At 51.0% G+C, this 24,330-nt stretch carries 22 protein-coding genes; 9 read left to right on the forward strand and 13 right to left on the reverse strand.

Features of this window, described 5'->3' with window-relative positions:
• Positions 1–55: 55 nt before the first annotated feature.
• The 12 genes from BTA51_RS29480 to BTA51_RS29535 all read right to left on the reverse strand — a co-directional run bounded on the left by BTA51_RS29480 (position 56) and on the right by BTA51_RS29535 (position 13,045).
• On the reverse strand, positions 56–625 hold the full coding sequence (locus BTA51_RS29480) for a plastocyanin/azurin family copper-binding protein (protein ID WP_094712587.1): 570 nt from the start codon (positions 623–625) through the stop codon (positions 56–58).
• Positions 626–682: 57 nt separating this feature from the next.
• On the reverse strand, positions 683–985 hold the full coding sequence (locus BTA51_RS29485) for a P-II family nitrogen regulator (protein WP_094712588.1): 303 nt from the start codon (positions 983–985) through the stop codon (positions 683–685).
• On the reverse strand, positions 982–4,185 hold the full coding sequence (locus BTA51_RS29490) for an efflux RND transporter permease subunit (RefSeq protein ID WP_246841240.1): 3,204 nt from the start codon (positions 4,183–4,185) through the stop codon (positions 982–984). Before BTA51_RS29490 ends, BTA51_RS29485 begins: the two co-directional genes overlap by 4 nt.
• A 109-nt stretch (positions 4,186–4,294) precedes the next feature.
• Entirely contained in the window at positions 4,295–4,708 is a 414-nt protein-coding gene (locus BTA51_RS29495) for a copper-binding protein (RefSeq protein WP_168188343.1), read from the reverse strand.
• Between the two features lie 132 nt (positions 4,709–4,840).
• Positions 4,841–6,637, reverse strand: a complete 1,797-nt coding sequence (locus tag BTA51_RS29500; RefSeq protein WP_094712590.1) for an efflux RND transporter periplasmic adaptor subunit — start codon at positions 6,635–6,637, stop codon at positions 4,841–4,843.
• Positions 6,634–8,028, reverse strand: coding sequence for a TolC family protein (locus BTA51_RS29505; protein WP_094712591.1), 1,395 nt, complete (start codon positions 8,026–8,028; stop codon positions 6,634–6,636). The genes BTA51_RS29500 and BTA51_RS29505 overlap by 4 nt, the downstream gene beginning before the upstream one ends.
• Positions 8,029–8,156: 128 nt before the next feature.
• Entirely contained in the window at positions 8,157–8,738 is a 582-nt protein-coding gene (locus tag BTA51_RS29510; protein WP_141215738.1) for a hypothetical protein, read from the reverse strand.
• A gap of 208 nt (positions 8,739–8,946) precedes the next feature.
• Positions 8,947–9,405 carry an ATPase gene (locus tag BTA51_RS29515; protein WP_094712593.1) on the reverse strand — a complete coding sequence of 153 codons (459 nt, stop codon included), beginning with the start codon at positions 9,403–9,405 and terminating at the stop codon, positions 8,947–8,949.
• Between the two features lie 136 nt (positions 9,406–9,541).
• Positions 9,542–10,069, reverse strand: a complete 528-nt coding sequence (locus BTA51_RS29520; protein WP_094712594.1) for a hypothetical protein — start codon at positions 10,067–10,069, stop codon at positions 9,542–9,544.
• Positions 10,070–10,231: 162 nt separating this feature from the next.
• A complete protein-coding gene (locus BTA51_RS29525; protein ID WP_210404983.1) occupies positions 10,232–10,765 on the reverse strand; it encodes a cytochrome c in 534 nt (177 codons plus the stop codon).
• A gap of 157 nt (positions 10,766–10,922) precedes the next feature.
• Positions 10,923–12,368 carry a heavy metal sensor histidine kinase gene (locus BTA51_RS29530; protein WP_094712595.1) on the reverse strand — a complete coding sequence of 482 codons (1,446 nt, stop codon included), beginning with the start codon at positions 12,366–12,368 and terminating at the stop codon, positions 10,923–10,925.
• Positions 12,365–13,045 (reverse strand): heavy metal response regulator transcription factor, encoded by a 681-nt coding sequence (locus tag BTA51_RS29535; RefSeq protein ID WP_094712596.1) that lies wholly within the window; start codon positions 13,043–13,045, stop codon positions 12,365–12,367. The genes BTA51_RS29530 and BTA51_RS29535 overlap by 4 nt, the downstream gene beginning before the upstream one ends.
• Before the next feature lie 314 nt (positions 13,046–13,359).
• Here BTA51_RS29535 and BTA51_RS29540 point away from each other — a divergent pair, with 314 nt between their 5' ends.
• From BTA51_RS29540 to BTA51_RS29550, 3 genes are all read left to right on the forward strand, one after another.
• Positions 13,360–13,674 carry a hypothetical protein gene (locus tag BTA51_RS29540; RefSeq protein WP_094712597.1) on the forward strand — a complete coding sequence of 105 codons (315 nt, stop codon included), beginning with the start codon at positions 13,360–13,362 and terminating at the stop codon, positions 13,672–13,674.
• Positions 13,675–14,079: 405 nt separating this feature from the next.
• Complete coding sequence (locus BTA51_RS29545) at positions 14,080–14,748, forward strand: phosphoribosyltransferase (protein WP_094712598.1); 669 nt, start codon at positions 14,080–14,082, stop codon at positions 14,746–14,748.
• Between the two features lie 165 nt (positions 14,749–14,913).
• The gene (locus BTA51_RS29550; protein WP_094712599.1) at positions 14,914–15,342 is read left to right on the forward strand and encodes a host attachment protein; all 429 of its coding nucleotides are present in this window, start codon (positions 14,914–14,916) and stop codon (positions 15,340–15,342) included.
• 40 nt (positions 15,343–15,382) lie between these two features.
• Here the strand turns inward: BTA51_RS29550 and BTA51_RS29555 are convergent, their stop codons facing one another.
• Positions 15,383–16,408, reverse strand: coding sequence for an AraC family transcriptional regulator (locus BTA51_RS29555; RefSeq protein WP_094712600.1), 1,026 nt, complete (start codon positions 16,406–16,408; stop codon positions 15,383–15,385).
• A gap of 139 nt (positions 16,409–16,547) precedes the next feature.
• Between BTA51_RS29555 and BTA51_RS29560 the strand changes: the two genes are divergently transcribed.
• The 6 genes from BTA51_RS29560 to BTA51_RS29590 all read left to right on the forward strand — a co-directional run bounded on the left by BTA51_RS29560 (position 16,548) and on the right by BTA51_RS29590 (position 24,318).
• Positions 16,548–18,041 (forward strand): CoA-acylating methylmalonate-semialdehyde dehydrogenase, encoded by a 1,494-nt coding sequence (locus BTA51_RS29560; protein ID WP_094712601.1) that lies wholly within the window; start codon positions 16,548–16,550, stop codon positions 18,039–18,041.
• Between the two features lie 107 nt (positions 18,042–18,148).
• Entirely contained in the window at positions 18,149–19,306 is a 1,158-nt protein-coding gene (locus BTA51_RS29565) for an acyl-CoA dehydrogenase family protein (RefSeq protein WP_094712602.1), read from the forward strand.
• A 149-nt stretch (positions 19,307–19,455) separates the two neighbouring features.
• Positions 19,456–20,232 carry an enoyl-CoA hydratase gene (locus tag BTA51_RS29570; RefSeq protein ID WP_094712603.1) on the forward strand — a complete coding sequence of 259 codons (777 nt, stop codon included), beginning with the start codon at positions 19,456–19,458 and terminating at the stop codon, positions 20,230–20,232.
• A gap of 139 nt (positions 20,233–20,371) precedes the next feature.
• Positions 20,372–21,484, forward strand: a complete 1,113-nt coding sequence (locus BTA51_RS29575; protein WP_094712604.1) for an enoyl-CoA hydratase/isomerase family protein — start codon at positions 20,372–20,374, stop codon at positions 21,482–21,484.
• 30 nt (positions 21,485–21,514) lie between these two features.
• Positions 21,515–22,417: a 3-hydroxyisobutyrate dehydrogenase gene (gene mmsB, locus BTA51_RS29580; RefSeq protein WP_094712605.1), complete on the forward strand. Its 903-nt coding sequence runs from the start codon at positions 21,515–21,517 to the stop codon at positions 22,415–22,417.
• A 275-nt stretch (positions 22,418–22,692) separates the two neighbouring features.
• A complete protein-coding gene (locus BTA51_RS29590) occupies positions 22,693–24,318 on the forward strand; it encodes a methyl-accepting chemotaxis protein (protein ID WP_094712607.1) in 1,626 nt (541 codons plus the stop codon).
• The last annotated feature ends 12 nt before the right edge of the window (positions 24,319–24,330 follow it).

Genomic DNA, 24,330 nt, shown 5'->3' on the forward strand with positions numbered 1-24,330 from the left:
AAGGCAATACCCTATTGGTTTTTGCATATCCACTCGTTTTCGCCGTACTGACAGATTATTCCACGAAGGAAACCAGTTTGTGCATTCCAGCCTCGTAATGGCCTGGGATGTTGCAAGCCACCTGAACCTGCCAGGCTTCTTCAAATGTCCAGATTAACTCTTTGGTTTCACCGGGTTTTAATGTAATGGCATTACCTCCGGCGGCATGCACCATGCCAGGGTTCTGCATCATCATTGCACCGTGTTCCACATGTTCATCTTTGGTGCCAATGGCAAATTCATGTTCAACATGTCCATTGTTCGTCACCACAAATTTAATGGTTTCACCGTCCTTTACCTGCAACGGCTGGTCGAGATAGAAAATCATCGTATCGTCAGCCGTGACTTCGATGGTTTTATCAACTTCCCCCCGGATCCCAGGCTTTCCGGCCAAAGTGTCCATATGGCCTCCATGATGGTGTTCGCCGTGCCCCTGGGCGGAGCTATCCTCTACCGCCACAACATTCTCCTGATGCTGGTGGGATTCCTGATGGTCTGAACTCGCCGCTGCATTCATGCTGGCAACCAGTGTCAGGCTGGTTGCCAGAGAAGAACCAACAAGAATTGAAACCAGTGTACTCTTCATTAAGAAACTCCTTTAAGTATTATGTATATAGTATTGTTATATCTAGTTTTTTAACTCTCAAATATTCTTAATTGCTAACATCTCAGAAACATCGGAGACGATCATAATGCCCTCGTTATCACCATCGACATTGCAGACCGATCTAATCTTCTTCTTTAGCTGCTCCATGTAGTCCTTGGCGAGATACAGCTCAAACATGGCGCTTTCCGTGGTCCAGTTGGTTGAGTAGAAATTGGGATGATCGCCATATCCCCTGACCTTGACGACCACCATTGCAGCGAGCTCAATCTGCTTTATGGCCTCTTCTAATGCCTGTTCCTTGTCCAACGGAACCAGCAAGGTGACTCGAATAAAACTCATATTCCTGACTCCTGTGTTTTCATTTCTTGTTTTTCGCTGCGGGGAATATTCTTGTTACCTGCCAGGGAAAAGCCTTTTTGAGTACTCAGAGAGAACCTTCTGGAGACGAAGTAGATGGCCGGAATAACCAACAGCGTCAGTATCACGGTACTCACCATTCCCCCGATCATCGGCCCGGCGATACGCTGCATCACTTCCGAACCTGTTCCCGTGCCGTACATAATCGGGATCAGGCCAATGACGATCGCACACACTGTCATCATGATCGGGCGGACACGTAGACCGGCACCTTCCATCACCGCCTGACGCAGATCCGCTTCGGTGACTGCATGCCCTTTATGGGTAGCTTCCGCTTTGGCCTTTTCGTAGGCTTGATTCAGATACACCAGCATCAGAACACCGATCTCCACAGCGACACCGGCCAGAGCGATAAAGCCGACTCCAGCGGCTACCGACATGTTGTAGCCCATCCAGTACATCAACCAGAGTCCACCGATAATGGCAAAAGGCAGCGTCCCCATGATGATCAGCACATCCCCGAAGCGCCTGAAATTCAGGTAAAGCAGCACAACAATGATGGCAATGGTCAACGGAACCACCAGGGCCAGACGTTCTTTGGCCCGCACCATGTATTCGTACTGTCCGGACCAGGCGATGGAGTAGCCCGGTGGCAGCTCAACCTGCTCTGCCACAACTCGTTGCGCTTCCTCTACATAAGAACCCAGATCCCGGCCATCGATGTCCACCAGAGTCCAACCGTTTAGGCGCGCGTTTTCGGATTTGATGGCGGGAGGGCCGTCACTGATATAGATCCTGGCCACATCGCTCAAAGCGATTCTCTCACCGGAAGGCGTCACAACCGGCAACAGCTTCAGCTGCTCTGCAGAATCACGGTAGTGCTGTGGATAACGAAGATTCACAGGATAGCGTTCCAACCCTTCCACTGTTTCGGCGACATTCATACCACCGATAGCGGTGCGGACAATGTCCTGCACATCGGCAATATTCAGCCCAAAACGTGCTGACTGCTCCCGATCAATATCGACTTTCACATAGCGTCCGCCGGCAACCCTCTCAGAATAAACCGATGCCGTACCCTGCACCTGCGGCAACACGGCCTCCAGGCGTTTCCCGATTTTTTCGATTTCCTGCAGGCTGGGACCGGCCACTTTAATGCCTACCGGGGTCTTGATCCCGGTGGACAACATGTCGATACGGGTCTTGATCGGCATGACCCAAGCGTTGGTCAGGCCTGGAAATTTCACCAGTTGATCCAGTTCTTTTCGCAAATCATCCGTGGTGATACCCGGCCGCCATTGTTCTTTGGGTTTTAACTGGATAAAGGTTTCTATCATGGTGAGAGGCGCCGGGTCCGTGGCAGTATCCGCCCGTCCGATTTTACCGAACACGGACACCACTTCCGGAACCGTCGCAATCAACTTGTCGGTCTGTTGCAGGATCTCACGAGCCTTACCAATGGAAATTCCCGCATAGGTGGTAGGCATGTACATCAGATCCCCTTCATCCAGCGGCGGCATGAACTCACTGCCCAGTTTAGTGGCGGGCCACAGTCCCAAAACCATCACCACGCCTGCAACCAGCAGTATGGTTTTCGGAGTGGTCAGAACGGTTTTAATTACCGGGCGGTATAGAGCCGTTAAGAAGCGGTTTAAGGGATTCTTGTGTTCGGGCATGACTCTGCCCCGAATGAAATACCCCATCAGGACCGGCACCAGAGTGATCGACAATCCAGCCGCTGCGGCCATGGCATAGGTCTTTGTGAACGCAAGCGGGGCAAACAACTTGCCTTCCTGTGCCTCCAGGGTGAATACCGGTAAAAAGCTCATGGTGATGATCAGCAATGAAAAGAACAGCGGCGGCCCGACCTCACTGGCAGCCTGACCAATCACGTGCCAGCGGTTCTGATCTGTCAGCTCAGTACGTTCCATATGTTTATGAACGTTTTCGATCATGACGATCGCGCCGTCCACCATAGCGCCTATGGCGATCGCAATTCCTCCCAGGGACATGATGTTGGCATTCAGCCCTTGCTGATACATGACAATGAAAGCGGCGAGAATGCCCAGAGGAAGACTGAATACCACCACCAGTGATGAGCGTATATGAAAGAGGAAAAGCACACAGATAAGGGTCACTACCACAAACTCTTCGATCAGCTTTTCGTAGAGATTATGTACTGCCCGCTCGATCAGCGAGGACCGGTCATAGGTCGTTACTATATCAACGGCTTCTGGCAGCCCTTTCTTCAGCTCATCCAGTTTCTGCTTCACGCCGGCAATGGTTTTTTGGGCATTCTCGCCAAACCGCATGACCACAACGCCACCGACGACTTCGCCTTCACCGTTAAATTCAGCCACGCCCCGGCGCATTTGTGGTCCCAGACGCACATCGGCCACATCCCGAAGCAAAATGGGAGTGCCGTTTTGATTGAGTCCCAGAGGAACCTTCTGAAGGTCTTCCATGGACTGAAGATAGCCCGTCACTCGGACCATATATTCGGCTTCCGCCATTTCTATGACCGAAGCGCCGGATTCCTGATTGGCTCTTTGTATTGCCATACGAATATGGCTCACTGGAATACCGAAGGCACGAAGACGGTTGGGGTCCACGACCACCTGATATTGCCGGACCATGCCACCGATGGTAGCGACTTCAGACACGCCGGGAACCGTCTGCAGTTCAAATTTCAGGAACCAATCCTGAATGCTGCGTAATTGCGCCAGATCGTGTTGACCACTCTTGTCTGTGAGGGCATAGGCATATACCCAGCCGACGCCGGTGGCATCCGGCCCGAGCTGAGCCTTGGCGGAGGCCGGAAGTGTTCCCGCCACCTGACTCAAGTACTCCAATACCCGGGATCTGGCCCAATACAGATCCGTACCGTCTTTAAAAATCACATACACATAGGAATCACCAAAAAAGGAATATCCCCTGACAGTGGTGGCACCCGGCACAGATAACATGGCGGTGGTCAGGGGATAGGTCACCTGATCTTCCACCACTTGAGGGGCCTGCCCCGGATAAGAGGTTTTGATAATGACCTGAACATCCGACAGGTCAGGTATGGCATCAATGGGAGTATTACGAAGAGTAAAATATCCCCCCCCGAGTAAAATGAATGTCGCCAGAAGCACAAAGAAACGATTCAATATCGACCAGCGAATTATCGCAGCTATCATCGGAATCCCTAACCTGTGGAAATATTAAACATTACTTGCTTGTCTGCAGGAGCATGGACCCGGCAGCGACACAGGATGTGCCACCGCCGGGTCCCTCTCCTCAACGGCCTTATTCGGCAGTTTTGATCTCTTTGATCAGATAGTTGTTGTCGCCGTCAACCATCAAAGTAAACATGACCTTCTGACCCAGTTTAAGTGCGGAAAGATCCACACCTTCGTCAGTCTTGAAATTCATTCTCATTTTTGGCCACTTGAGTTCTTCGATAGGCTCATGACTGATATTCACCATGTGTTTTTCCGCATGGATTTTATTGATCTGCCCCATACCCATGACTTCACGGTGCTCGCTTTTGCCCATGCCGTTATTCATATGGCTGTCTTTCATCATCTCGCCGTTTTCCATCATGTGTTCACCCTGACCATGGGTGGAATCAGCGTATGCAACGCCGGTTGCCAACGCGCTTCCCAGAACCAGAGCGACAGAAAAAGGTTTGAACGATTGCATGAACTTGCTCTTCAACATGTGATTTCTCCTATTAATAACTTTGGTTGCTTTTTGTACACTCATAACGTTTGATAACTTGCCGTGCTGTGGGCTTGCAGCCTTTTTGTTTTCTAAATTTCCTGGCGGTTATCCACGTTGATGTCGATTCGGTTATTGCCGGCTCTCAGGATCAGACAGAACGTAGTCACCGTCCTCTGTTTCCCTGAGTTTGAAGCGGATCTTGTCCCCCGCTTTCAGCTGATTTAAAACACTTGAGTCTTTCACCATGAAGGACATGGTCATGGCAGGCCACTGCCACTCGGGAATGGGGTCGTGCCTGACTTCGATCATGTCCATGTCAGGCATCAGGCCTTTGATCTCACCGGTAGCCATGACGCCTCCGGTGAGCGGGTCGGCAGTCATTGAATTCATGGCCACCTGGGTCATCTCGTTATTCGACATAGCGGCCTGGCTAACCTCCTGCCCCTTGATTGCCGTAATCAGGTATTCCCAATCGCCTTGCTTGGAGAGCTCAAATTCAATCGATTGACCGGCTTTCAGGCCATCCAGCGAGACGCCCTGTGCCACATCGAAATCCATCTTCATGGTGGGCCAGCTCCAGGCTTCGATGGGGTCATGGGTAACTGTAATCATTGCCATATCGGCCATGACACTCTCAACCTTCCCTGTGGCAATCACTGAATTGCCTTCAGTCGCCGCATTGTCGTCTCCGGCTTCCCGTGCTTCCATACGGGCGATATCCGCGTCGATATTGGACTCGGAGTCAATCAGAAACTGCGCTGAAGTGACCACCTGATCGCCGGCGGACAGCCCTTCCAGTATCTCAACTCTTCCATCGGCTTCCTGGCCGGGAGAAACCAGCACAGATTTGAAGCTGCCGTCGCCGTTTTCGACGACTACCCGGTCGTAACGAGCCCCTCGGATCAGAGCTTCCCGGGGAATGCTGATTGCCTGTTCTGCAACCTCGGCATAGATGGTCAAGTCAGCAAACATATTCGGCTTAAGGCTTTGCTCGGGATTATCAAATCGCACCCGGACCCTCAGGGTTCTGGTTTTGCTGTCCAATACCGGGTATAGATAGTCAACGACGCCTTCCCAGTTCTTTCCGGGAATAGCCGAAGCTTCCATGACCACTCGCTGCCCAGGTTTGACCCAGTTTGACTGCCGCTCAAATACCTCGGCAATCACCCAGACGCTGTCCAGCTCTCCGATTGACATGATTTCCGTTGCCGGCTTCACGAACATTCCCTGACGAACATTCAATTTGCTGACCACACCGTCCGTCTCTGCCACCACTTTGATACGCTGTTCTACCCGGCCCCGCTTCTCCAGCGCATTAATCTGGGCAGAGGATAATCCCAGAGATTCGAGCCTGGAACGGGAAGCCTGTTTCAGCAGATTGTTTTTGCTGCGAACCGCAGCGAGATATTCTTCCTGGGCATTGACCAGGGTTGGAGAATAAAGCTCATAGAGTGTCTGCCCACGGCTGACCGGGTCGCCTTCACTGGTGACATTCAATACTTCGATCCAGCCGTCGACACGGCCATGAATATGAACCAGCTTGCCTTCATCAAATGCCACATATCCAACCGTCTGAATAGGTAACGAGAGCGAACCTTTCTGCACTTCTGCCGTGCGTACTCCAAGATTGTTCACCACCACCGGAGAAATCTTGACCGTACCTTCGTCACCGCCCTGACCGTCTTCTTCGTAGACGGGCACCAGGTCCATCCCCATGGGGGACTTACCGGGCTTATCGCGACGATAATTCGGATCCATAGGAGCCACCCAATAAAGAGGCTCCGTGCTGCCGCCCTCCGCAGAAGAGTCAGACGCAGACATGGAAGATCCAGCTAAGCTCATGCCCTGCCCGGCGAGATATCCCTGAACCATCACACCACCGCCAAAGGCAGCTGCAACCAATATCAATATACCCAGCGCTTTCATTTGAGAGGGTCTCCCTGTAGGTCGGTAAAGAGTATGTCGGTTAAGTGTATGCCGGTTAATTCAGGCAGTTGTTCGGGAAAATAAAATTGAAATTCAGAAATCAGCTGCAGGCGGTCAATCAGGAGTCGCTGATAATCAAGCCGATCTTTTTGTTCGCCAAGATAAGCGCGCATCACCTCACCGAATCCCGAAGCATCTGATTGATAGGCGGCCAGTGCGGCTTCAGCCTGCTGGCTGGATTTGCGGATAATCTCTCTGTCGAACAGGTCTAATTGATCGTCGATCTGTTTCAGCCTCGCGATCAGACCCGCCACTTCTCCGGTCATCTGGGTGATTTGATCATCCACCGCATAAGAGCGGGACTTGTAGCGATAATTGGAGCTCTGTACGCCCTTATCCTGCTTAACGCTGCTGAAGATCGGCATAGAGACCGTAACAACCGCACTGAAGAAATCGCTTCGATCACTGCCGTTCTGATTTTGCCCGTCCCGGTAGCCGTAACTCAGCTCCACTCCCCAGGACGGATCGTACTGGGTCTTGGCCAGTTCGACATCAACGCCGGCTTCCTCTACCTGACTCTCCATCGACACGACTATGGGGTGGGTTTTCAATGCCCTGGCCAGATCTTTCATTGCCGGGTGCGTCGCATTCTGTCGATAAATACTGGTTACGGTTGCCGGCATGGTCAATTGCGGAACCTGAAGCGGCCAGGTTTCTACTTGCGCCTGTTCCCCCACCCATCGGGCCAACATCGCCCGCTGCTTTTGCTCCGAGGTTTTTGCCTTGATCAGTTTTTCGTCCAACCGACTGAGTTCCAGTTCGGCTCTGAGCACATCGGTTTGCTGAATCCGGCCGACGCTGTATAACGAGTGGGTCACTTCCAGCAACTGTCCAAACAACTCCCGGTCCTGCTCCAACACTGACTGCGCCTGTTGCCAGTACATAACCTCAAGCCAGAGATCCCGCACCATCTTGCTTACCTGCAGATACCGCACCTTGGCATTGTCTTGCAGCGCTTCCGCCTGCCATGTCATTTTGCTTTCTGTCAGGGAAAGGCTGTCTCCCTTTGGAAACATCTGGCGGATCCCGACCTTGAGCTGGGTCATAGGTTCTTGATCAAATTTGAATGAATCCGTGGGCAGGTTCTGAGCGCCCAGAATTAACACTGGGTCCGGCAACTGACTACCCGCAACCGCCTCTGACTTCATAGCCTCCGCTGAATGCATCACTTTCTTGATGCCGAAATCTGAAGTAACAGCCAGATGCTGAGCCTGTTCGATAGTGAGTGCGGTATGCCCGATGCTGCTGAAGGCAAGCAGTAATCCGCCAATAGCGGTGCGATAATGAGTCCTGCCCACGTGCGCGGGCTTACCCGGTTGGTAACGATACATGTCTGATTAGATCCCGGTTAACAGTTGAATAAGTTAAACGCGCGACCACACTGATAGACACAACACTGCGGGGCAAAGGCCCTTTAGCGTGAGGCTATGCAAAGGTCGTTGGGTAAACCGGTCAGGATCTAATTAAGGAAGGTACAGTTGACGAGATGATGTCGGGGATAGTGATAACCGACAGTGGGGCTTTTCCACCAGCGTGCCGGAGATTGACGACGGACCAGAAGCCCGATCAACCAGAAGATAACAAACAGTGCACCAACAGGAACCAGAGAGGCAAATGCAACATTGGTGGATTTGCTCTTTTCACCGCAACACTGATTGCCTTGAGCTGACTCGTGAGAGCCATCAGCTCCGTGGGTATAAGAGCCATCAGCTCCATGGATATATAAACCATCAGCTCCACTTTGCTGATAGCCATCGCCCATCATGCCGTGATTATGATGATTCATCGTCATGTTGACTGAGGCATGATGCATTTTTATGGAGGGCGTGGAACTGTCCATGCTATCCGTAAATCTGTCCATACTGGCGTAGCGGCCCATGCTGTCATCAGTCATGGATAGCGGAGACACACCTGAACCCATCAGGTTGGGCTGAGCCGAAACACCTGCCGCACACAGAAGCATACTCTGGCACAACAACCAGACAAGCACGATAGGCTTGACCAGGTGTCGGCTAAACTTGTATGCGTTCTGTAACGTCATAGTGTGTCGTGTCGCAAGAAAAATAGAATCTGATGATTTATAGACAATCAGTAAGAATAGTCATAAGTCAAATCATGACCAGCCGAAGTCTTCCAGAACACCGTATAACGGTCAAGCAAATCAATTGCTCTCTTTCCGTAAATTAATGTTTGTGTAAGGATGCCCCGACTTATCGATACCGGCTCCGACCAAACCGTTGTTCCAACGTCTATAAATCCTCCAATCGGTTTGCTCCCTGGGCCATGATCATTACTTCATGCTCCTCCAGCTCAAGAAGGGAACTCAGGAGTTCTTGTGTTGGGCCCGTGGGGGCTTTTGCAAGCAGATAGCGGTACAACTCAATCACCTGCCGGTGATATTCCATGACCACTTCCATGATTTGAACGCTGTCGAGTTCATCAAAAGGTACTTCACAGTGCTCATGTCTTACTACAGGGTGTTTTTCCAAATACTCATAGCACCAGGTATCCAGAGCATTTTTGTTGGAACTTTGTTCATATTCTTCGACAATTCTCTTCAGGGAAGTCTCATGCTTGGAAAGATAATCCAGTAACAACTTTGCCCGCTCATTGCCACTGTGACCAGCCCCTCTGACCATACATTGGGAAAGATCCTGATGAAATCGAGTGGTCCAGTGAAGGACATCTTTTAGGGTTTCGACCTGCATTTGGCTCTCCTTTGTATCTGCTTGTTTCTGCTTTGACTTGCTATAGTCCCCACTATACACGGGTTTTCGCGTGTTTCGCGGTAACTTGAAATCGCATTGGAATGAATGCTATGAAATATCCAATCCAGTAAAGGGTTTACTGCTTCGGCTTGTGATTGGATCTGTTTTCCTCTTTCAGATGCTCCATCATTTGTTCCATTAGTTGCTGCATCATGTTCATGCGTTGTTCAAGCCTGCCCATTCGCTCTTCCATGTACATTGCAGGCGAGTCCTGCCTGACTTTATCTTTGTCTTTATACTTATCTCTATCTTTGCCTTTATCTGCATCTCGATCCCGACCTTTACCTTCTTCCATTCCCTGTCCTCTGCCTTCTCCTTGGCCAGGATCTCCATACATCATGTGAACCCCTTCCTGCATAAATTCCATATGCTTTTGCATCAGCTCATAGTGCCTTTCAGGGTTATTCTCCTGATGAATTTCACGCATGAGATTCTCCATTTCTTCCATGTGCTCATGCATTTCCTGCATATGCTCAGGATACATGCCTCCCATCATCCCCATCATTCCGCCCTGCCCTTGCTGGTATCCCTGACCGGACTGATGGGCCAGAGCAGGTGTAGACAAAACCAGTGTAACAGCACAAATTCCTATAGACGTTTTCATTGTTTCTCTCCCGAAAAAGTCAGTTGGCAAAATCATCTCGCGAATCGCCTTGGAGATACTTCGTTATTGCTATACTTGTGGTTCAGCCTACAGTATGTAGCCTGCGGTGTTGGCCGTAACTCAATTCGTATCACATCTACTTCGGTACAAAAAACGTGAATGTCACTGATCGTGCAGGCTTTCCCATTTAAGATAAATTTCATTGCTCCAAAAACTCTGGAAATAGGCAATCACAGCATTTTTTTCAGAATCATTGAGCTGGGTTTGAAATGGAGGCATTTTCCCTCCATATGCAGCCCCACCTTCATTAATGGTTTGCAGCAAAGCAGGTAAAGGATGATGCCACGCATGTGCTGAGCCATTTAATGGCGGTGGTGGATAGCTGCCATCCTCGGTAGGTTTCTTCCAGTTAAAAGTACCTCGGGCTTGAGGTAAATGGCACGAAATACAGTGTTGCTCATAAACGGTCTTTCCCAATGAGACTTGCTCTGCCGAATACCACCGCTTGTCTGCCTGAGTATCCTGAGGCGGTTTCGTAGAGAGCTCTTCCTGAATGGCCGAAGAGAGATTCTGGTCTGTAAGGTTTTTCGTACCTTGAGCTCCATTATCAGAGCATGCTGATAGCAGCGCCGCCCACACCAATAAGAGTAGAGGCTTCCGGATAGTCGGCTGTCTGGTAGCTCCGTATTCAGGCACGTATTTTCTCACTATTGCTATCTCAAACTACTGCTATCTCAAATTACAGCAACCACAAATCCTTTCAGGCTATTTCGAATCCGATCAAGACAAATCAAATAACCAGTTGCTGGATGTATACAACTATAGACAGCACTGTCCAACTTTGAATTGAAATTCAGCTTTGCAATGAAAGAAAATTAGAGGGTGCTGGAATCAAAACAGGCAATCTAACCTCGAATTTTGTGAGCATGGACTGCGAGGTTACAGCAACCAGACCACCGTGAAGCTCGGTAATTGACTTAACAATTGCCAATCCCAATCCAACACCTTCACCTTTACGATGTCTTGAGGGATCAACACGATAAAAACGATCAAATAGTTTTGACAGATGCTCAGGCGGAATTTGCCTGCCAGGGTTTTCAATAAGAACCCGGGCATATTCTCCGTCATTTTCCAGCGTCAATTTTACCGTCCCTCCAGCCGGGGTATGTTTGACGGCATTGCTGATCAAATTGCTGAAGGCGCGGCGCAACATCGACTTTTCTCCCAGCACCTTGACCGGTTCACCCTCGATACACAGGCTTACCCCTTTTTCTTCGGCCCAGCATTCAAAGTACTCGGCAAGCTCCAGTAACTCTTTGAGTTCAACCTTCGCAAAGGATACGTTAACCAACCGGTTTTCCGTTTTTGCCAGAAGCAACATGTCGTCAATCATTTTCGACATGTGATCGTATTCTTCGAGACTGGAGTACAACACTTCACGGTATTCATCCAGTTCCCTGGCTCGACTGAGCGCCACTTCCGTCTGGGTCTTCAGATTGGTCACAGGAGAACGCAGTTCGTGGGCGATATCAGCCGAGTAGTTGGCCAGCCGGCGATACACCTCATGCATTCGGTTGGCCATATGATCAAAGGAAGCAGCCAGCTCTGACAGTTCCCGGGGAACAGTTTTCGGTGCCAGGCGTACATCCATTTTTTCAAAACTGATCCCGCGAATCTGCTCGCTCATACGCCTCAACGGCTTTAAGCCGCTGACAACAGCACCCCACACCGCCAACAGCCCGATCAATGTGCCGATAGTCGTATAGCTCCACAGAAAGACTCGACACTTGGATATAAAATCCAGGTGTTGATCTATCTCAACTGCCGCCAAAATCCGATATCCTGGACGATTGTTTTCCACACCCGGCGGCAATATGGAAACTAGACCACGAAAATTTTTTCCGGCCGCTTCCCACAACAACTCCCTACCCGGTGCCAGTGTGCTGAGTCCGGAATCCGTCAAAGTACCGAGCCTATTCCTAAGTCCATCTGATTGAAGCAGCGGCGTTCCATCGACCGTTTCAATGCGATACAACAGTCCGTTATGTCCGGAAACTGCCAGGTCCAACCGGTCTCCCAGAGAATTCGTCACATCGTCGCCACGGGGGGTATCCAACACAGAAGCGATCCCTTGCAGAGAAGACCGCAACACCGCGCCGTCCTGCTCGGAAAAATGCTGGGAAATAGACCGCTCGGTTAACCATCCATAAACGGAAAGCAGCACCAATATGATCAGAGCTACGAGGAAAGTGACTCTTATGGTCAATCCCGGTGGTCGCCGGATTAACAGGACCTTCATGACTTGATGGCCTGCAATTTATAGCCCATCCCCCTGATCGTATGAATCAACCTGTTGGCGTATCCGTCGTCCACTTTTGATCTAAGTCTTCGGATCGCTACATCAACAACGTTGGCATCGCCGTCAAAGTTCATATCCCATACCTGGGAAGTAATGAAACAACGGGGAATCACTTCACCCTGTCGTCTCGCCAATAGCTCGAGCAAGGTGAATTCTCGGGCAGTGAGATTAATCTGGCAGTCACCCCGGCGCACGGTGCGACGATGGATATCAATGACCAGATCGTCCACTTCGATACTCTCACTTTGTGGCGTTCCCGCTCTGCGTCTCAAGAGGTTCCGCACCCTTGCCAATAATTCTGAAAAAGCAAAAGGTTTGACCAGGTAATCATCCGCACCAAGGTCCAGCCCCTGAACCCGGTCTTCCACACTGTCCCTGGCCGTTAAAAACAACACCGGTGTGTGATTCCCCCCGTCGCGCATGAACTTGAGAATATGCCAGCCATCAAGGTCAGGCAGCATGACATCCATAATGATCAGGTCATAAATTTCCGTGGTGGCATAATGACGTCCATCCATACCTGTATTCGCCAGATCCACAGTAAAACCCGATTCCGCCAGGCCTTTCTTCAGGTAGTGCCCGGTTTTTTCTTCGTCTTCAATGACGAGCAATTTCATTTAGACCTCACAATTACGAACAAGATGTCCACACGCTATTAGTTTCCTATCAATACCCTTTCAATTACCCATCAATACACTTTCGATGCTCTAAAAATACACTTTCGACGCTCTAACAGTAGCTTTTCAATTCGAGTGCCAACCCTAGCCTCTGAAGGATTTCCTCTCCATGACAGGAAACTTACTGAAAGGTAATGAACAGGTCATCGCCGAGACAGCGTGCTGAATCAAAACTGTAAAGCGTCCGAGTGGTTATTCATTTATCCGGATATTCGCTATCCGGGAATTCATTATCAGAAGAGGTAATACTCATCATGAAGAAGCACCTAGTTTTTGGCACCTTACTCATTACACTGACCGGCGCCGCAATGGCTCAGGAAGGCGGCTACCTTTGGGAGATCAAACAGCAGCAGAAGACCGCTAAATCTCAGAACAGTGTATCGGTTATCCATCAGAGCAATGCCCAGGATATGGGCCATACAGCGGTTCAACACAAACGCTATGTCTTTGATGATGAGCCCAATACATCAGTTCAGCAGAACTCCATGAACGCCATCCCGGCACAGAGTGCAAGTGAGCACGATGATCACTTCGCTTCAGATCATAAAAGGAAAGAAGTCGGTTCCTGATTCTCTTTTTCGAAATTCCTGTCCATTGAACTCTTGCATCGAACATTCAATGTTGGGTTAACGGGGTTTTCAATGGATAGCAAAAAGGACTTTGTGGCACAAATCTCCATCTGATCAAAGGCGCTTCCGCTGATTTATTAGACCGGGAGCCTATTAATCAGACCAGGAGATTACTGTGCCGCAAATTCTTCACCCGTGTTTGTTACATGCATTTTAGATTGTCATCATTCCAGTTTTTTGATCCTATTCCAGACAGCTGTATTGCTCTATCGACCCATCACTGATTCATCCCTACCCTTTCACTACTTCGTTATCGCTCAAATACAAAAGATTCCATCACATTTCACTCTTTTCTGATAAGCTCATAGATGACACATCCTCGTTTATTCAACGGAGGTGCCCCCTATGAGGTCCTTTACCGACAGGAAGGAAGCGGGAGAACTCCTGGCTCAAGCGATCAATGAGCATCTATCTCAAATGCACCAGCTCGCCCCCGAGAATCCAAACATACTCGTACTCGCCCTGCCCAGAGGTGGTGTTCCGGTAGCGGCACCAGTTGCTCAAAAACTCGGTGCGGAACTTGACCTGATGATTGTCCGCAAACTGGGCTTGCCTTGGCATCCGGAGCTGGCCATGGGCGCGATTACAACCGGGGACATTCGCATACTCAACGACGATGTCATTAGTATGAACGGTGTGACCGACAATGAAATAGAACAGGTTGAGCAGCGGGAAAAGCTCGAATTGGCGAGGCGAGAGAGTGCCTACCGTCAGGACCGGCCGTTACCTTCCATCCAGGACCGGACAATCATTCTGGTGGATGACGGTATCGCAACCGGCGCCACGATGCTTGCCGCAATAGAGGGAGTCCGTCGGCAGCACCCTAAAGAGATTCTGGTCGGGACTCCGGTAGCACCCGCCGTTGTGGTGGAGGATCTGAAACGAAAAGTGGATGCGGTGATTTGCCTCTCCACTCCCATCGATTTCTATGCCATCGGTCGTTGGTATAACGACTTCAGCCAAACCACAGACGAAGAGGTTCATCAGCTTCTGGGCGAGGCCTGGCACACCTGACCGAATCCTGGAAATCGGGAATAAACCGGCCCTGCCGTAATAAAAAACCAAATACATTGGCCCAAACCCCAATATGGGGCTTAAACTAAAGACATGTCCCTCTACTCGGGACTGTGATGAGCCCATCACAACTTAGCCTCAACCCGACAATTTGAGGAGACCTATATGACAGCTTGGATTCTGGTAGCTAACGGGGGTGTCGCCCGGATTTTTTCATCCAACTCAACAAGAGAGTTCAACGAACTCGAAGCTTTCACCAATCCTTTCAATCGACTTCACGAAGGCGATCTCGTCACCGACCGCAACGGCATGGGGAAGAACAGCTCAAGTAACCACACGGAATCTTATGAGCAGCCCAGCGCCAAAAAACACGAGCAGGAAAAGTTTGCCGGTCAATTAAGTGAACGCCTGGATAAAGCCTTCAATCAACATGAGTTTCAATCGCTCCACCTTATCTGCAGTCCCGCCTTTCTGGGGTTGCTCAGGCAGAAGCTAAGTTCCAACGTGGGTAACGCCGTTAAGACCGAAGTACAGAAGAACCTGGTAACCCATCCGGTGGATGAAATCAGGGCCCAGTTGCCGAAACTTCTGTAGCACTTCCTTCCTGACTCCGCCATAAATGTCGTTGGTGGTGTCAGGCATAGGCGCCGGTACGCAGCTTGCGGTATTCCCGCGGACTGACGCCCATCACTTTCTTAAAAGCACGGGAAAAGTAATAGGCATCCTGGTAGCCGGTATCAATCGCGACCTGACCGATACTCTGATGTGTCACATCCAGCAGATGGCATGCCCTTTCGATTTTCAATCGTATGAAATGGTCAATTGGCGTGGTCCCCGTCACCTCTTTGTACTTCTTGATAAAGTGAAACTTCGACAGGTTTACCGCATCCGCCAGTGACTGCAGATCCAGGTGTCCGTGGACACTTTCAAGCATCAGGCTGTGTACTCGCTCCAGATCAAATCTTCCACCGGTATCCTGATGCCTTGCCAGGGGTTTTAATTGCGCAATATTTGTCAGGATTACTCGCAATAAACTTCCGGCATTAATGAAAGCATTCAGATTAAAGGTTAGCTGGCGAACCTCCAGAAGCGTCTCGAAGTCCCCGACGATTCTCGCGATATGCCCAAGGTGAAACAGAATAATGGGTTCATGACTCTGCTCCGCCGCCACGTGTCGGACGATATCGTCAGCCTCCAGCCCATCGAAATGCGCCCAGTAAATTGTCCACGGGGTTCGGCGATTGGCACGGTACCAGTGCGCGACTCCCCGGGGCAGGATGACAAGATCCCCCGCCTTTACCGTTAATTCATTCTTCGTACTAATGCTGTTCTTCATACCTGGGCTGTTCTTCATACCAGGACCGTTCTTAGCACCAAGGCCATTCTTCGAATTAGGGCCTTTTACAGAGGCTTTATTTCCCGGTTTAACCTCTGTGTCCAGAAGTCCGATAACAGCACTGCCTTCCAGGCAGTAAATCAGCAGATGGTCATCATGCACCGGCCTTTCCATATGGTGGCCTGCCGCTCTTTGATAATAACCCACACCCTGCGGATAGAGGTTTTTACCGAGAACATGCTCTGTCATCTGCCGTATAACCGGGCGCGGCACCACAAACCTGATGCTTCCGGGCGGCAGCGGCCAACTGGAAGGCGTGCTCATGTAAAAAACACCATTTGATCACTTTATAATCATGTAATCGCAATATAGTCCATTATTACCACAAGATTATCAATCCTCGGCTCGCTTCTTCCGTGATAAAAATGTGCATCATCAAAACAAGAAACAGAGGATGAATAGTATGTCCAGGATTGTTCCGCTCTTTATTGACGGCGAGTTTGTGGAAAGTCAGTCCCAGAATCTCATACCGGTTACCAACCCGGCCACCCAAGAAGTGATTGCCCAGGTGCCTTGTGCCACTGAATCAGAAGTTGAGCAGGCAATCCAATCAGCGAAAAAAGCCTTTGAGACCTGGAAGGAAACCTCTGTTGGCGATCGCGCCCGTCTGATGCTCCGCTATCAGGCTCTGCTCAAGGAACACCATGACGAGCTGGCAGAACTGCTGTCACAGGAAACCGGCAAGACATTTGAAGATGCCAAAGGCGATGTCTGGCGCGGTATCGAGGTGGTGGAGCATGCCTGCAATATTGCCTCACTGACCATGGGTGAAACCGTAGAAAACGTCGCCCGAAAAATTGACTGCTACAGCTACACTCAGCCTTTAGGTGTGTGTGTCGGTATTACCCCTTTTAACTTCCCTGCCATGATCCCTCTATGGATGTTCCCCATGGCCATTGCCTGCGGTAATACGTTTGTTTTGAAACCTTCTGAACAGGATCCAATGACCCCAGTACGTCTGGCCGAGCTGTTCAAGGAAGCCGGTGCGCCGGACGGTGTTCTTCAGGTGGTTCACGGTACCAAGGAAGTGGTTGATCAGTTGCTGACGCATCCTGACACGCCAGCGATTTCCTTTGTTGGCTCCGTTGCTGTCGGCGAGCACGTTTACCGTACAGGCACCGAGCACCTGAAACGAGTTCAAGCCTTTGCCGGCGCCAAGAACCACATGGTGGTTATGCCGGATGCTTCCAAAACTCAGGTAATCAACAATATTGCCGGTGCCTCAGTGGGCGCGGCCGGACAACGTTGCATGGCCATTTCCGTGGCCGTCTTCGTGGGTGAATCCCGCAAATGGATTCCGGAAGTACGCGATGCTCTGGCGAAAGTTCGCCCGGGTGCCTGGAATGATCCGGAAGCCGGTTACGGTCCGTTGATTAACCCCCAATCCAGGCAGCGTGTCCTGAGGTTCATCCAGGAAGGTAAAGAGCAAGGTGCTGAATGTATCCTGGACGGCTCTGACTATGTAGTGGATGGATACCCCGACGGCAACTGGGTTGGCCCCACTATGTTCCGCAATGTCACCACGGACATGTCAATTTACAAAGAAGAGATTTTCGGTCCGGTGCTGATCGCTCTGGAAGTCGACACTCTGGACGAGGCCATCCAACTGGTGAACGAGAATCCCTACGGCAACGGAACGTCCCTCTTCACGTCTTCCGGAGCAGCCGCCCGCAAATATCAGCATGAGATCAAGGTCGGCCAGGTCGGGATCAATATTCCGGTTCCGGTGCCATTGCCCATGTTTTCCTTCACCGGATGGCGCAAGTCGTTCTATGGTGACCAGCATGCCTACGGGAAACAGGCAGTGAAGTTCTATACTGAAACCAAGACCATTACTGCGCGTTGGTTTGAAGAAGATATCGATACAGGGGTTAACACAACCATTCAGTTGAAATAATGTATACGCCCCTGAGAGTTGACTGATATTGCAATCCAATTCAGCCACTTTGATAACAACAAATCAGGAAGCCAGGCCACCCCTGGCCTCCTGTACAGGAGTGATGAATGAACTTCGAACTTACTGAAGACCAGGTCGCTTACGCTGACATGGCCAAGGCTTTTGCCAAAAATGAACTGGCACCCTTTGCCGCTGAATGGGACCAGAACCATATTTTCCCCATAGATACGATCCGCAAAGCCGGCGAGCTCGGCTTCTGCGGTCTGTACACCCCGGAGGAATCCGGAGGACTCGGCCTGAGCCGCCTGGATTCCAGTATTGTTTTCGAACAACTGGCCATGGGCTGCACTTCTACAACGGCCTATCTCACCATCCATAATATGGCCACCTGGATGATCGCCTCTTTCGGTAACGAAGAGACCAAAGCTGAGTGGTGCCCGGCCATGACCGAAGGCCGTATATTAGGTTCCTACTGTCTGACTGAGCCAAACGCAGGCTCGGATGCAGCCTCACTGAAGACATCCGCCAAACGAGCCAACGACCACTACATCCTCAACGGCAGCAAGGTGTTCATTTCCGGTGCCGGAAGCACTGACGTGCTGGTCGTGATGGCCCGTACCGGAGAAGCCGGTGCCAAGGGGGTATCCGCGTTTGTGGTGGATGCCAAATCCGAGGGCATCAGCTACGGCCGCCCGGAAGACAAAATGGGCTGGAACAGCCAACCGACCCGTATGGTGACCTTTGATAATGTCATCGTGCCCGCTTCGGCACTTCTGGGACAGGAAGGCGACGGCTTCAAGATTGCCATGAAAGGTCTGGACGGTGGACGCATCAATATCGCCACCTGTTCGCTCGGCACTGCCCAGGCAGCAATTAATCAGGCCAAGGCCTACATGCACGAACGCCAGCAGTTCGGAAAGCATCTGGCAGACTTCCAGGCCCTGCAATTCAAACTGGCGGACATGGTGACCGAATTGGTAGCCGCACGCCAATTGGTACGCCTGGCCGCATTCAAACTGGATTCAGACCACCCGGACAAGACCGCCTACTGCGCCATGGCGAAGCGTTATGCCTCCGACATCGGATTCAAAGTTGCCGATGAAGCTCTTCAGATTTTCGGCGGTAACGGCTACATCAAGGAATATCCCCTCGAGCGTTACGTCAGAGACAGCCGGGTACACCGGATACTGGAAGGGACCAACGAAATCATGCGCGTCATTATCGCCAGAAGGGTCCTGATGGAAGACGCAGCCGACTTGCTTTAGATCAGTCTTGTGTCTTTAAACAAGTCGCAAAGCGCGCCTTATACGAGCTGGCCGACGCCTATGTTTTCAGGAACGGACATATCTACAAGAACAGATATACCGACAAGAACAGTTATATCTACAAGAACAGATAAAATTTGGAGAGCTACATGTCAGATAGCCTGATTCTCGAAAAGCAGGGACATACCGCTGTCATTACACTGAATAACCCACCAGCCAACACCTGGACGGCTGAAAGCCTTCAGTCGCTTACCCAAATGGTGAAAGAGTTGGAAAACGACCGGAACATTTATGCCCTGGTCATTCGTAGCAAAAGCGAGAAATTCTTTTCTGCCGGTGCGGATCTGAAACTCTTCGCAGACGGCGACCGTAGCGTCGCCCGGGATATGGCTCGTTATTTTGGTGAAGCCTTCGAAACTCTGGCGAGCTTCCGCGGAGTGTCAATTGCAGCCATTAATGGTTTCGCCATGGGCGGAGGCCTTGAGGTTGCCCTGGCCTGCGATATTCGTGTGGCCGAAGAACAGGCACAGCTAGCCCTGCCCGAAGCCAAAGTCGGCTTGCTGCCATGTGCCGGTGGCACCCAAAACCTCACCATGTTGGTCGGGGAAGGCTGGGCCAAGCGCATGATTCTCTGTGGCGAGCGGGTCAAGGCTCCGTTAGCCAAGGAAATCGGCCTGGTGGAAGAGTTGGTACCGCAGGGCCAGGCGTTCGAGAAAGCCATGGAGCTTGCCAAGATGGTTGAACAACAAAGCCCTACTGCCGTCAGTGCCTGCAAAACACTGATCCAAAGCCACCGACGTCAGTTTCCTTCACAGGGCTATATGTTGGAGCGGGAATTGTTTGTCGATCTCTTCCACACCGAAGACCAGAAAGAAGGTGTCAACGCGTTTCTGGAAAAACGCAACCCGGACTGGAAGAACCGCTGACTCATTGGCTGGCGAAATCAACGAGCGCTATCTCTTATTTAGAGAGCCGATCTATTTGAAAGGCAGCCAATTTTGAGAGTCAGCCATCTAATTTGAGAACCAAGCTATCTAAAGAGCCAAACCATCTTCGGAGCATTGAATGAGCGCAGTTCTTTTTAACGACTACCCTACCCGCGACGGCAAAAAAATCGTGGAGATCAAAATCAATGCAGAGCGTACTCTGAACGCTCTGACACTGGAAATGATTGACTTGATTCAGGCCAAGCTCGACGAAGCACGTCATGACGACTCCATCGTCGCATTCCTTCTGGACAGTGAAGGCGATAAAGCGTTCTGTGCCGGCGGGGACATCGTCAATCTATATAAGTCGATGACCGGCGAAGGGCCGGAGAGTTTTATCCAGGACTTTTTCACACGCGAGTACGTGCTGGACCACTGCATTCACACCTACAGCAAACCCATTATCTGCTGGGGCAGCGGTATCGTGATGGGCGGAGGCATCGGCCTCATGAACGGTTGCAGCCATCGTATCGTGAGCGAGAGTTCTCACCTGGCCATGCCGGAGATCGCCATTGGCCTGATACCCGACGTGGCCGGCAGTTGGTTTCTACAGCGCATGCCTGGCCGTACCGGCCTGTTCCTCGGCCTGACCGGCAACCCCATTAATGCCGATGATGCGCTCTTCCTGGGATTGGCAGACCGTTTTATAGCCAAGGAACTCAAATCCAACATGATTGAGCGTCTACAGAACCAGGACTGGTCCGAGGGACCAGCAGTGGTTGACCGCGTTCTCCGGGAGCTGGAGACACTATCCGGTCCTCAGCGTCCAATGGATTCCCCTATCCGTACTTACTATGACGAGATCCAGGAATTAACGGACGCAGATAGTCTGCCGGAGCTGGTACAGAAGGTCATCGATTTCAGAACCGAAGATCCCTGGATGATGAAAGCCCAGAAAACCCTGAAAAGGGGAAGCCCGCTGGCAATGCATTTGTGTTACCGCCAGTGGCACGAATCCAAACACAGATCACTCAAGGAGGTATTTGAGAGTGAACTGATTCTCTCGGTCAATATTTCTCACGGAGGAGACCTTCAGGAAGGTGTTCGCGCGTTATTGGTCGATAAAGACGGCAAACCTGAATGGATGAGGAAGTCCGTATCCGAGGTTAAAGAAGAGGATGTGGCTAAATTCTTTCTTCCGTTCTGGGATCAGCAACGTGACCGGAATCCATTAATGAAACTCTGGTCCTGAATATAAAAACAACACAAGAAGGTGATCACTATGGCAACAATTGGATTTATCGGCCTGGGTAACATGGGAGGCCCCATGGCCATCAACCTGGCAAAGGCCGGTCATCGGGTTAAAGCGTTCGATCTATACAGCGAAGCACTCGTTCCTGTGGTAGAGGCCGGAGCGGTCGCTGCGGAATCCGCCGTTGATGCCGCGAAAGAGGTGGATTTTTTAATCAGCATGCTGCCTGCGGGAAGACACGTAGAGCATCTGTTTGTCACAGGAGAAACACCGCTTTTCGATGTCATATCGGAAGATACCTTGATTATCGATTCCTCCACCATTGAGGCAGCAACAGCCAAGCGATTGTCAGAAATCGGGACCGGACGTGGGCTGCAATTTATCGATGCGCCGGTATCAGGTGGCGTCGGTGGCGCCAAGGCCGGAACTCTGGCCTTTATGGTCGGCGGCTCCAAAGAACAGTACGAAAGTGCCAAACCCATTCTCGAATGTATGGGCAAAAACATATTCCATGCTGGTGATCACGGTGCCGGGCAAATTGCCAAAGCCTGTAACAACATGCTCCTGGCAATTCTCATGACCGGAACCTGTGAGGCATTGAATATGGGCGTTAAGAACGGACTGGACCCTGCCGTTCTCTCCGAGATCATGAAACAGAGTTCCGGCAGCAACTGGGCTCTTCAGCTGTACAACCCCTATCCGGGTGTCATGGAAGGTGTGCCTTCATCCAATAATTATCAGGGTGGTTTCCAGGTAAACCTGATGTTCAAGGACCTTGGCCTGGCCATGGACCTTAGCCAACAAAGTTCCTCCCCCGTTCCCATGGGATCCCAGGCAAGAGCGCTGTTCAGCCTGCATAAAGCCAAGGGCAACGGCGGGCTGGACTTTTCCAGTGTCCTCAGACTGTATCAGGACGAAAACGTCGATCAGTAAGCAACTATCGGTGAACCCGCGACCTTGGGTTCACCGCCTTTTTTCTTCGACGTTTTTCTCGTCGGCTTTATCCCATTCTGCATTTTTTTATTTCCGCAACTTACTTCTTTTCGCCGGTTATCCCCGGGAGGTGGAACACATTCCTCTTCGCAACCTCCCCTTTTCTCTTCTATGCTTAAAAGCATGCCGGTCTCTTTAGGCGGGTGATCACACCGTTTTGTCGAGCTGCAGGAGGGATCTCACAGCTAACTATCAGCACCTTGCGGAGGTATCAGATGTCAATCAGGCGATTCAAGATCGGAATCAGGACGGCGGCTGGATTTGTCGTGGCCCTGGCTTTCATTTTGGGGCTCGGACTCTTCTCATTGAAACAGATGGTGGAAATCAGCCAATCGTCCGCTGAAATTGCCGAAGACTGGTTACCCCGCCAGCGTGTATTGGGTGACATCCAGGCATCGATCAATTTTTTCCGTACCCAGGAACTCCTGCACGTCATGGCAGATTTCAATCAGGAAATCATTGATGCCGATGAGCGCATGAAAGAAGCTCAAAAAGTGTTACTGGGCCACATGGATGCCTATAAGGAGCTTATCTCTTCCGAAGAAGAAAATGCCCTGTATCAAAAGCTCCTCAACGTTTGGAAAGACTATCTGGCGACCCATGATGAAATGATCGAATTGTCACGGGTCAAGTTCAAAGAGGAAGCCCGAGAGATCATGACCGGCGCCAGTAATGAACGTCTTGAGCAACTACGCAAAGTCTATCTGTCTCTTTCCGACTATGCTGCTGCCGGGGCGGATGCCGCCAAATCTCGGGCACAGATTCTGTATAACGATGCGGAAAAGCTGATGATCATGGCGATCGGGCTTGCGGCAATTATTACGATTGCCTTTGCCGTGTTCCTCACACGGAGCATCAATAAACCGTTGGTATCGGTGCTGGAGGCTGCTAGACACATTGCTGATAACGATCTCAGCCATGAAATCACGGTTGAAGGCCAGGACGAAATATCGGACCTGCAACAGGCTCTGGCGGAAATGCAGGAGCGCCTGCGCAATACGCTGCAACAGATTACCTCTGCTGCAACACAGGTGAATTCCGCGTCGGAGAACCTGAGCGAGCTGACCCAGGATTCCACCAACGCCCTGACCAAGCAGAACAACGAAATCCAAATGGCCGCAACAGCGGTCACTGAAATGTCTGCCGCGGTAGACGAAGTCGCCCAGCATGCCAACAATGCCTCGGAAGTATCCCAGAGCACCGAAACCATTTCCCGGGATGGCCGTCATCAGGTGAAGGAAACCCGTCAGTCATTGGTCGAACTGACCAGCTCGGTCAGCAATACGGCTGAAGAAATTCAGGATCTCGCGAACCAGATTAACGAGATTACCCGCGTACTCGAAGTCATTGGCGGGATCGCCGAACAGACTAACCTGCTCGCGCTGAACGCTGCGATTGAGGCCGCCCGAGCCGGTGAACAAGGGCGCGGATTCTCCGTGGTGGCTGACGAAGTCCGCGCGCTGGCACATCGGACTCAGGAATCCACCCGGGAAATTACCCAGATTATTGAAGGCATCCAAAGTGTTTCCAAGAAGGCCGTCAGCTCCATGTCCTCCAGTAACGACCACACTCACAAAACGCTCTCTCTGGCAGAAGCAGCAGATGCGGCACTGGAAGAAATCATGCGCATGGTCGGTCAGATTAATGAAATGAACATCAGCATTGCGACCGCCTCGGAAGAACAGGCCCATGTGGCACGGGAGGTGGACAGAAATCTGGTGAATATCCGGGATGTGGCGGACCATACCGCCGAAGGTGCTGAGAAAACGTCCCATGCCAGTATTGAACTGGCACGGCTGGCGCAGGATCTGTCTGGCGTGGTCGCCAACTTTAAACTTTAGAGCTCCTCTAAA

It is taken from the genome of Hahella sp. CCB-MM4 (genome assembly GCF_002260525.1).
Classification (GTDB): domain Bacteria; phylum Pseudomonadota; class Gammaproteobacteria; order Pseudomonadales; family Oleiphilaceae; genus Hahella.

Excerpts from the sequence above, each read along its gene's own strand:
- BTA51_RS29565 (WP_094712602.1), top strand. The coding sequence starts at position 18,149 with ATGAACTTCGAACTTACTGAAGACCAGGTCGCTTACGCTGACATGGCC.
- BTA51_RS29540 (WP_094712597.1), top strand. The coding sequence starts at position 13,360 with ATGAAGAAGCACCTAGTTTTTGGCACCTTACTCATTACACTGACCGGC.
- BTA51_RS29560 (WP_094712601.1), top strand. The coding sequence starts at position 16,548 with ATGTCCAGGATTGTTCCGCTCTTTATTGACGGCGAGTTTGTGGAAAGT.
- BTA51_RS29495 (WP_168188343.1), bottom strand. The coding sequence starts at position 4,708 with ATGTTGAAGAGCAAGTTCATGCAATCGTTCAAACCTTTTTCTGTCGCT.
- BTA51_RS29555 (WP_094712600.1), bottom strand. The coding sequence starts at position 16,408 with ATGAGCACGCCTTCCAGTTGGCCGCTGCCGCCCGGAAGCATCAGGTTT.
- BTA51_RS29520 (WP_094712594.1), bottom strand. The coding sequence starts at position 10,069 with ATGAAAACGTCTATAGGAATTTGTGCTGTTACACTGGTTTTGTCTACA.
- BTA51_RS29535 (WP_094712596.1), bottom strand. The coding sequence starts at position 13,045 with ATGAAATTGCTCGTCATTGAAGACGAAGAAAAAACCGGGCACTACCTG.
- BTA51_RS29480 (WP_094712587.1), bottom strand. The coding sequence starts at position 625 with ATGAAGAGTACACTGGTTTCAATTCTTGTTGGTTCTTCTCTGGCAACC.
- BTA51_RS29570 (WP_094712603.1), top strand. The coding sequence starts at position 19,456 with ATGTCAGATAGCCTGATTCTCGAAAAGCAGGGACATACCGCTGTCATT.
- BTA51_RS29500 (WP_094712590.1), bottom strand. The coding sequence starts at position 6,637 with ATGAAAGCGCTGGGTATATTGATATTGGTTGCAGCTGCCTTTGGCGGT.
- mmsB (WP_094712605.1), top strand. The coding sequence starts at position 21,515 with ATGGCAACAATTGGATTTATCGGCCTGGGTAACATGGGAGGCCCCATG.
- BTA51_RS29485 (WP_094712588.1), bottom strand. The coding sequence starts at position 985 with ATGAGTTTTATTCGAGTCACCTTGCTGGTTCCGTTGGACAAGGAACAG.
- BTA51_RS29515 (WP_094712593.1), bottom strand. The coding sequence starts at position 9,405 with ATGCAGGTCGAAACCCTAAAAGATGTCCTTCACTGGACCACTCGATTT.
- BTA51_RS29530 (WP_094712595.1), bottom strand. The coding sequence starts at position 12,368 with ATGAAGGTCCTGTTAATCCGGCGACCACCGGGATTGACCATAAGAGTC.
- BTA51_RS29550 (WP_094712599.1), top strand. The coding sequence starts at position 14,914 with ATGACAGCTTGGATTCTGGTAGCTAACGGGGGTGTCGCCCGGATTTTT.
- BTA51_RS29545 (WP_094712598.1), top strand. The coding sequence starts at position 14,080 with ATGAGGTCCTTTACCGACAGGAAGGAAGCGGGAGAACTCCTGGCTCAA.
- BTA51_RS29590 (WP_094712607.1), top strand. The coding sequence starts at position 22,693 with ATGTCAATCAGGCGATTCAAGATCGGAATCAGGACGGCGGCTGGATTT.
- BTA51_RS29505 (WP_094712591.1), bottom strand. The coding sequence starts at position 8,028 with ATGTATCGTTACCAACCGGGTAAGCCCGCGCACGTGGGCAGGACTCAT.
- BTA51_RS29510 (WP_141215738.1), bottom strand. The coding sequence starts at position 8,738 with ATGACGTTACAGAACGCATACAAGTTTAGCCGACACCTGGTCAAGCCT.
- BTA51_RS29575 (WP_094712604.1), top strand. The coding sequence starts at position 20,372 with ATGAGCGCAGTTCTTTTTAACGACTACCCTACCCGCGACGGCAAAAAA.
- BTA51_RS29490 (WP_246841240.1), bottom strand. The coding sequence starts at position 4,185 with ATGATAGCTGCGATAATTCGCTGGTCGATATTGAATCGTTTCTTTGTG.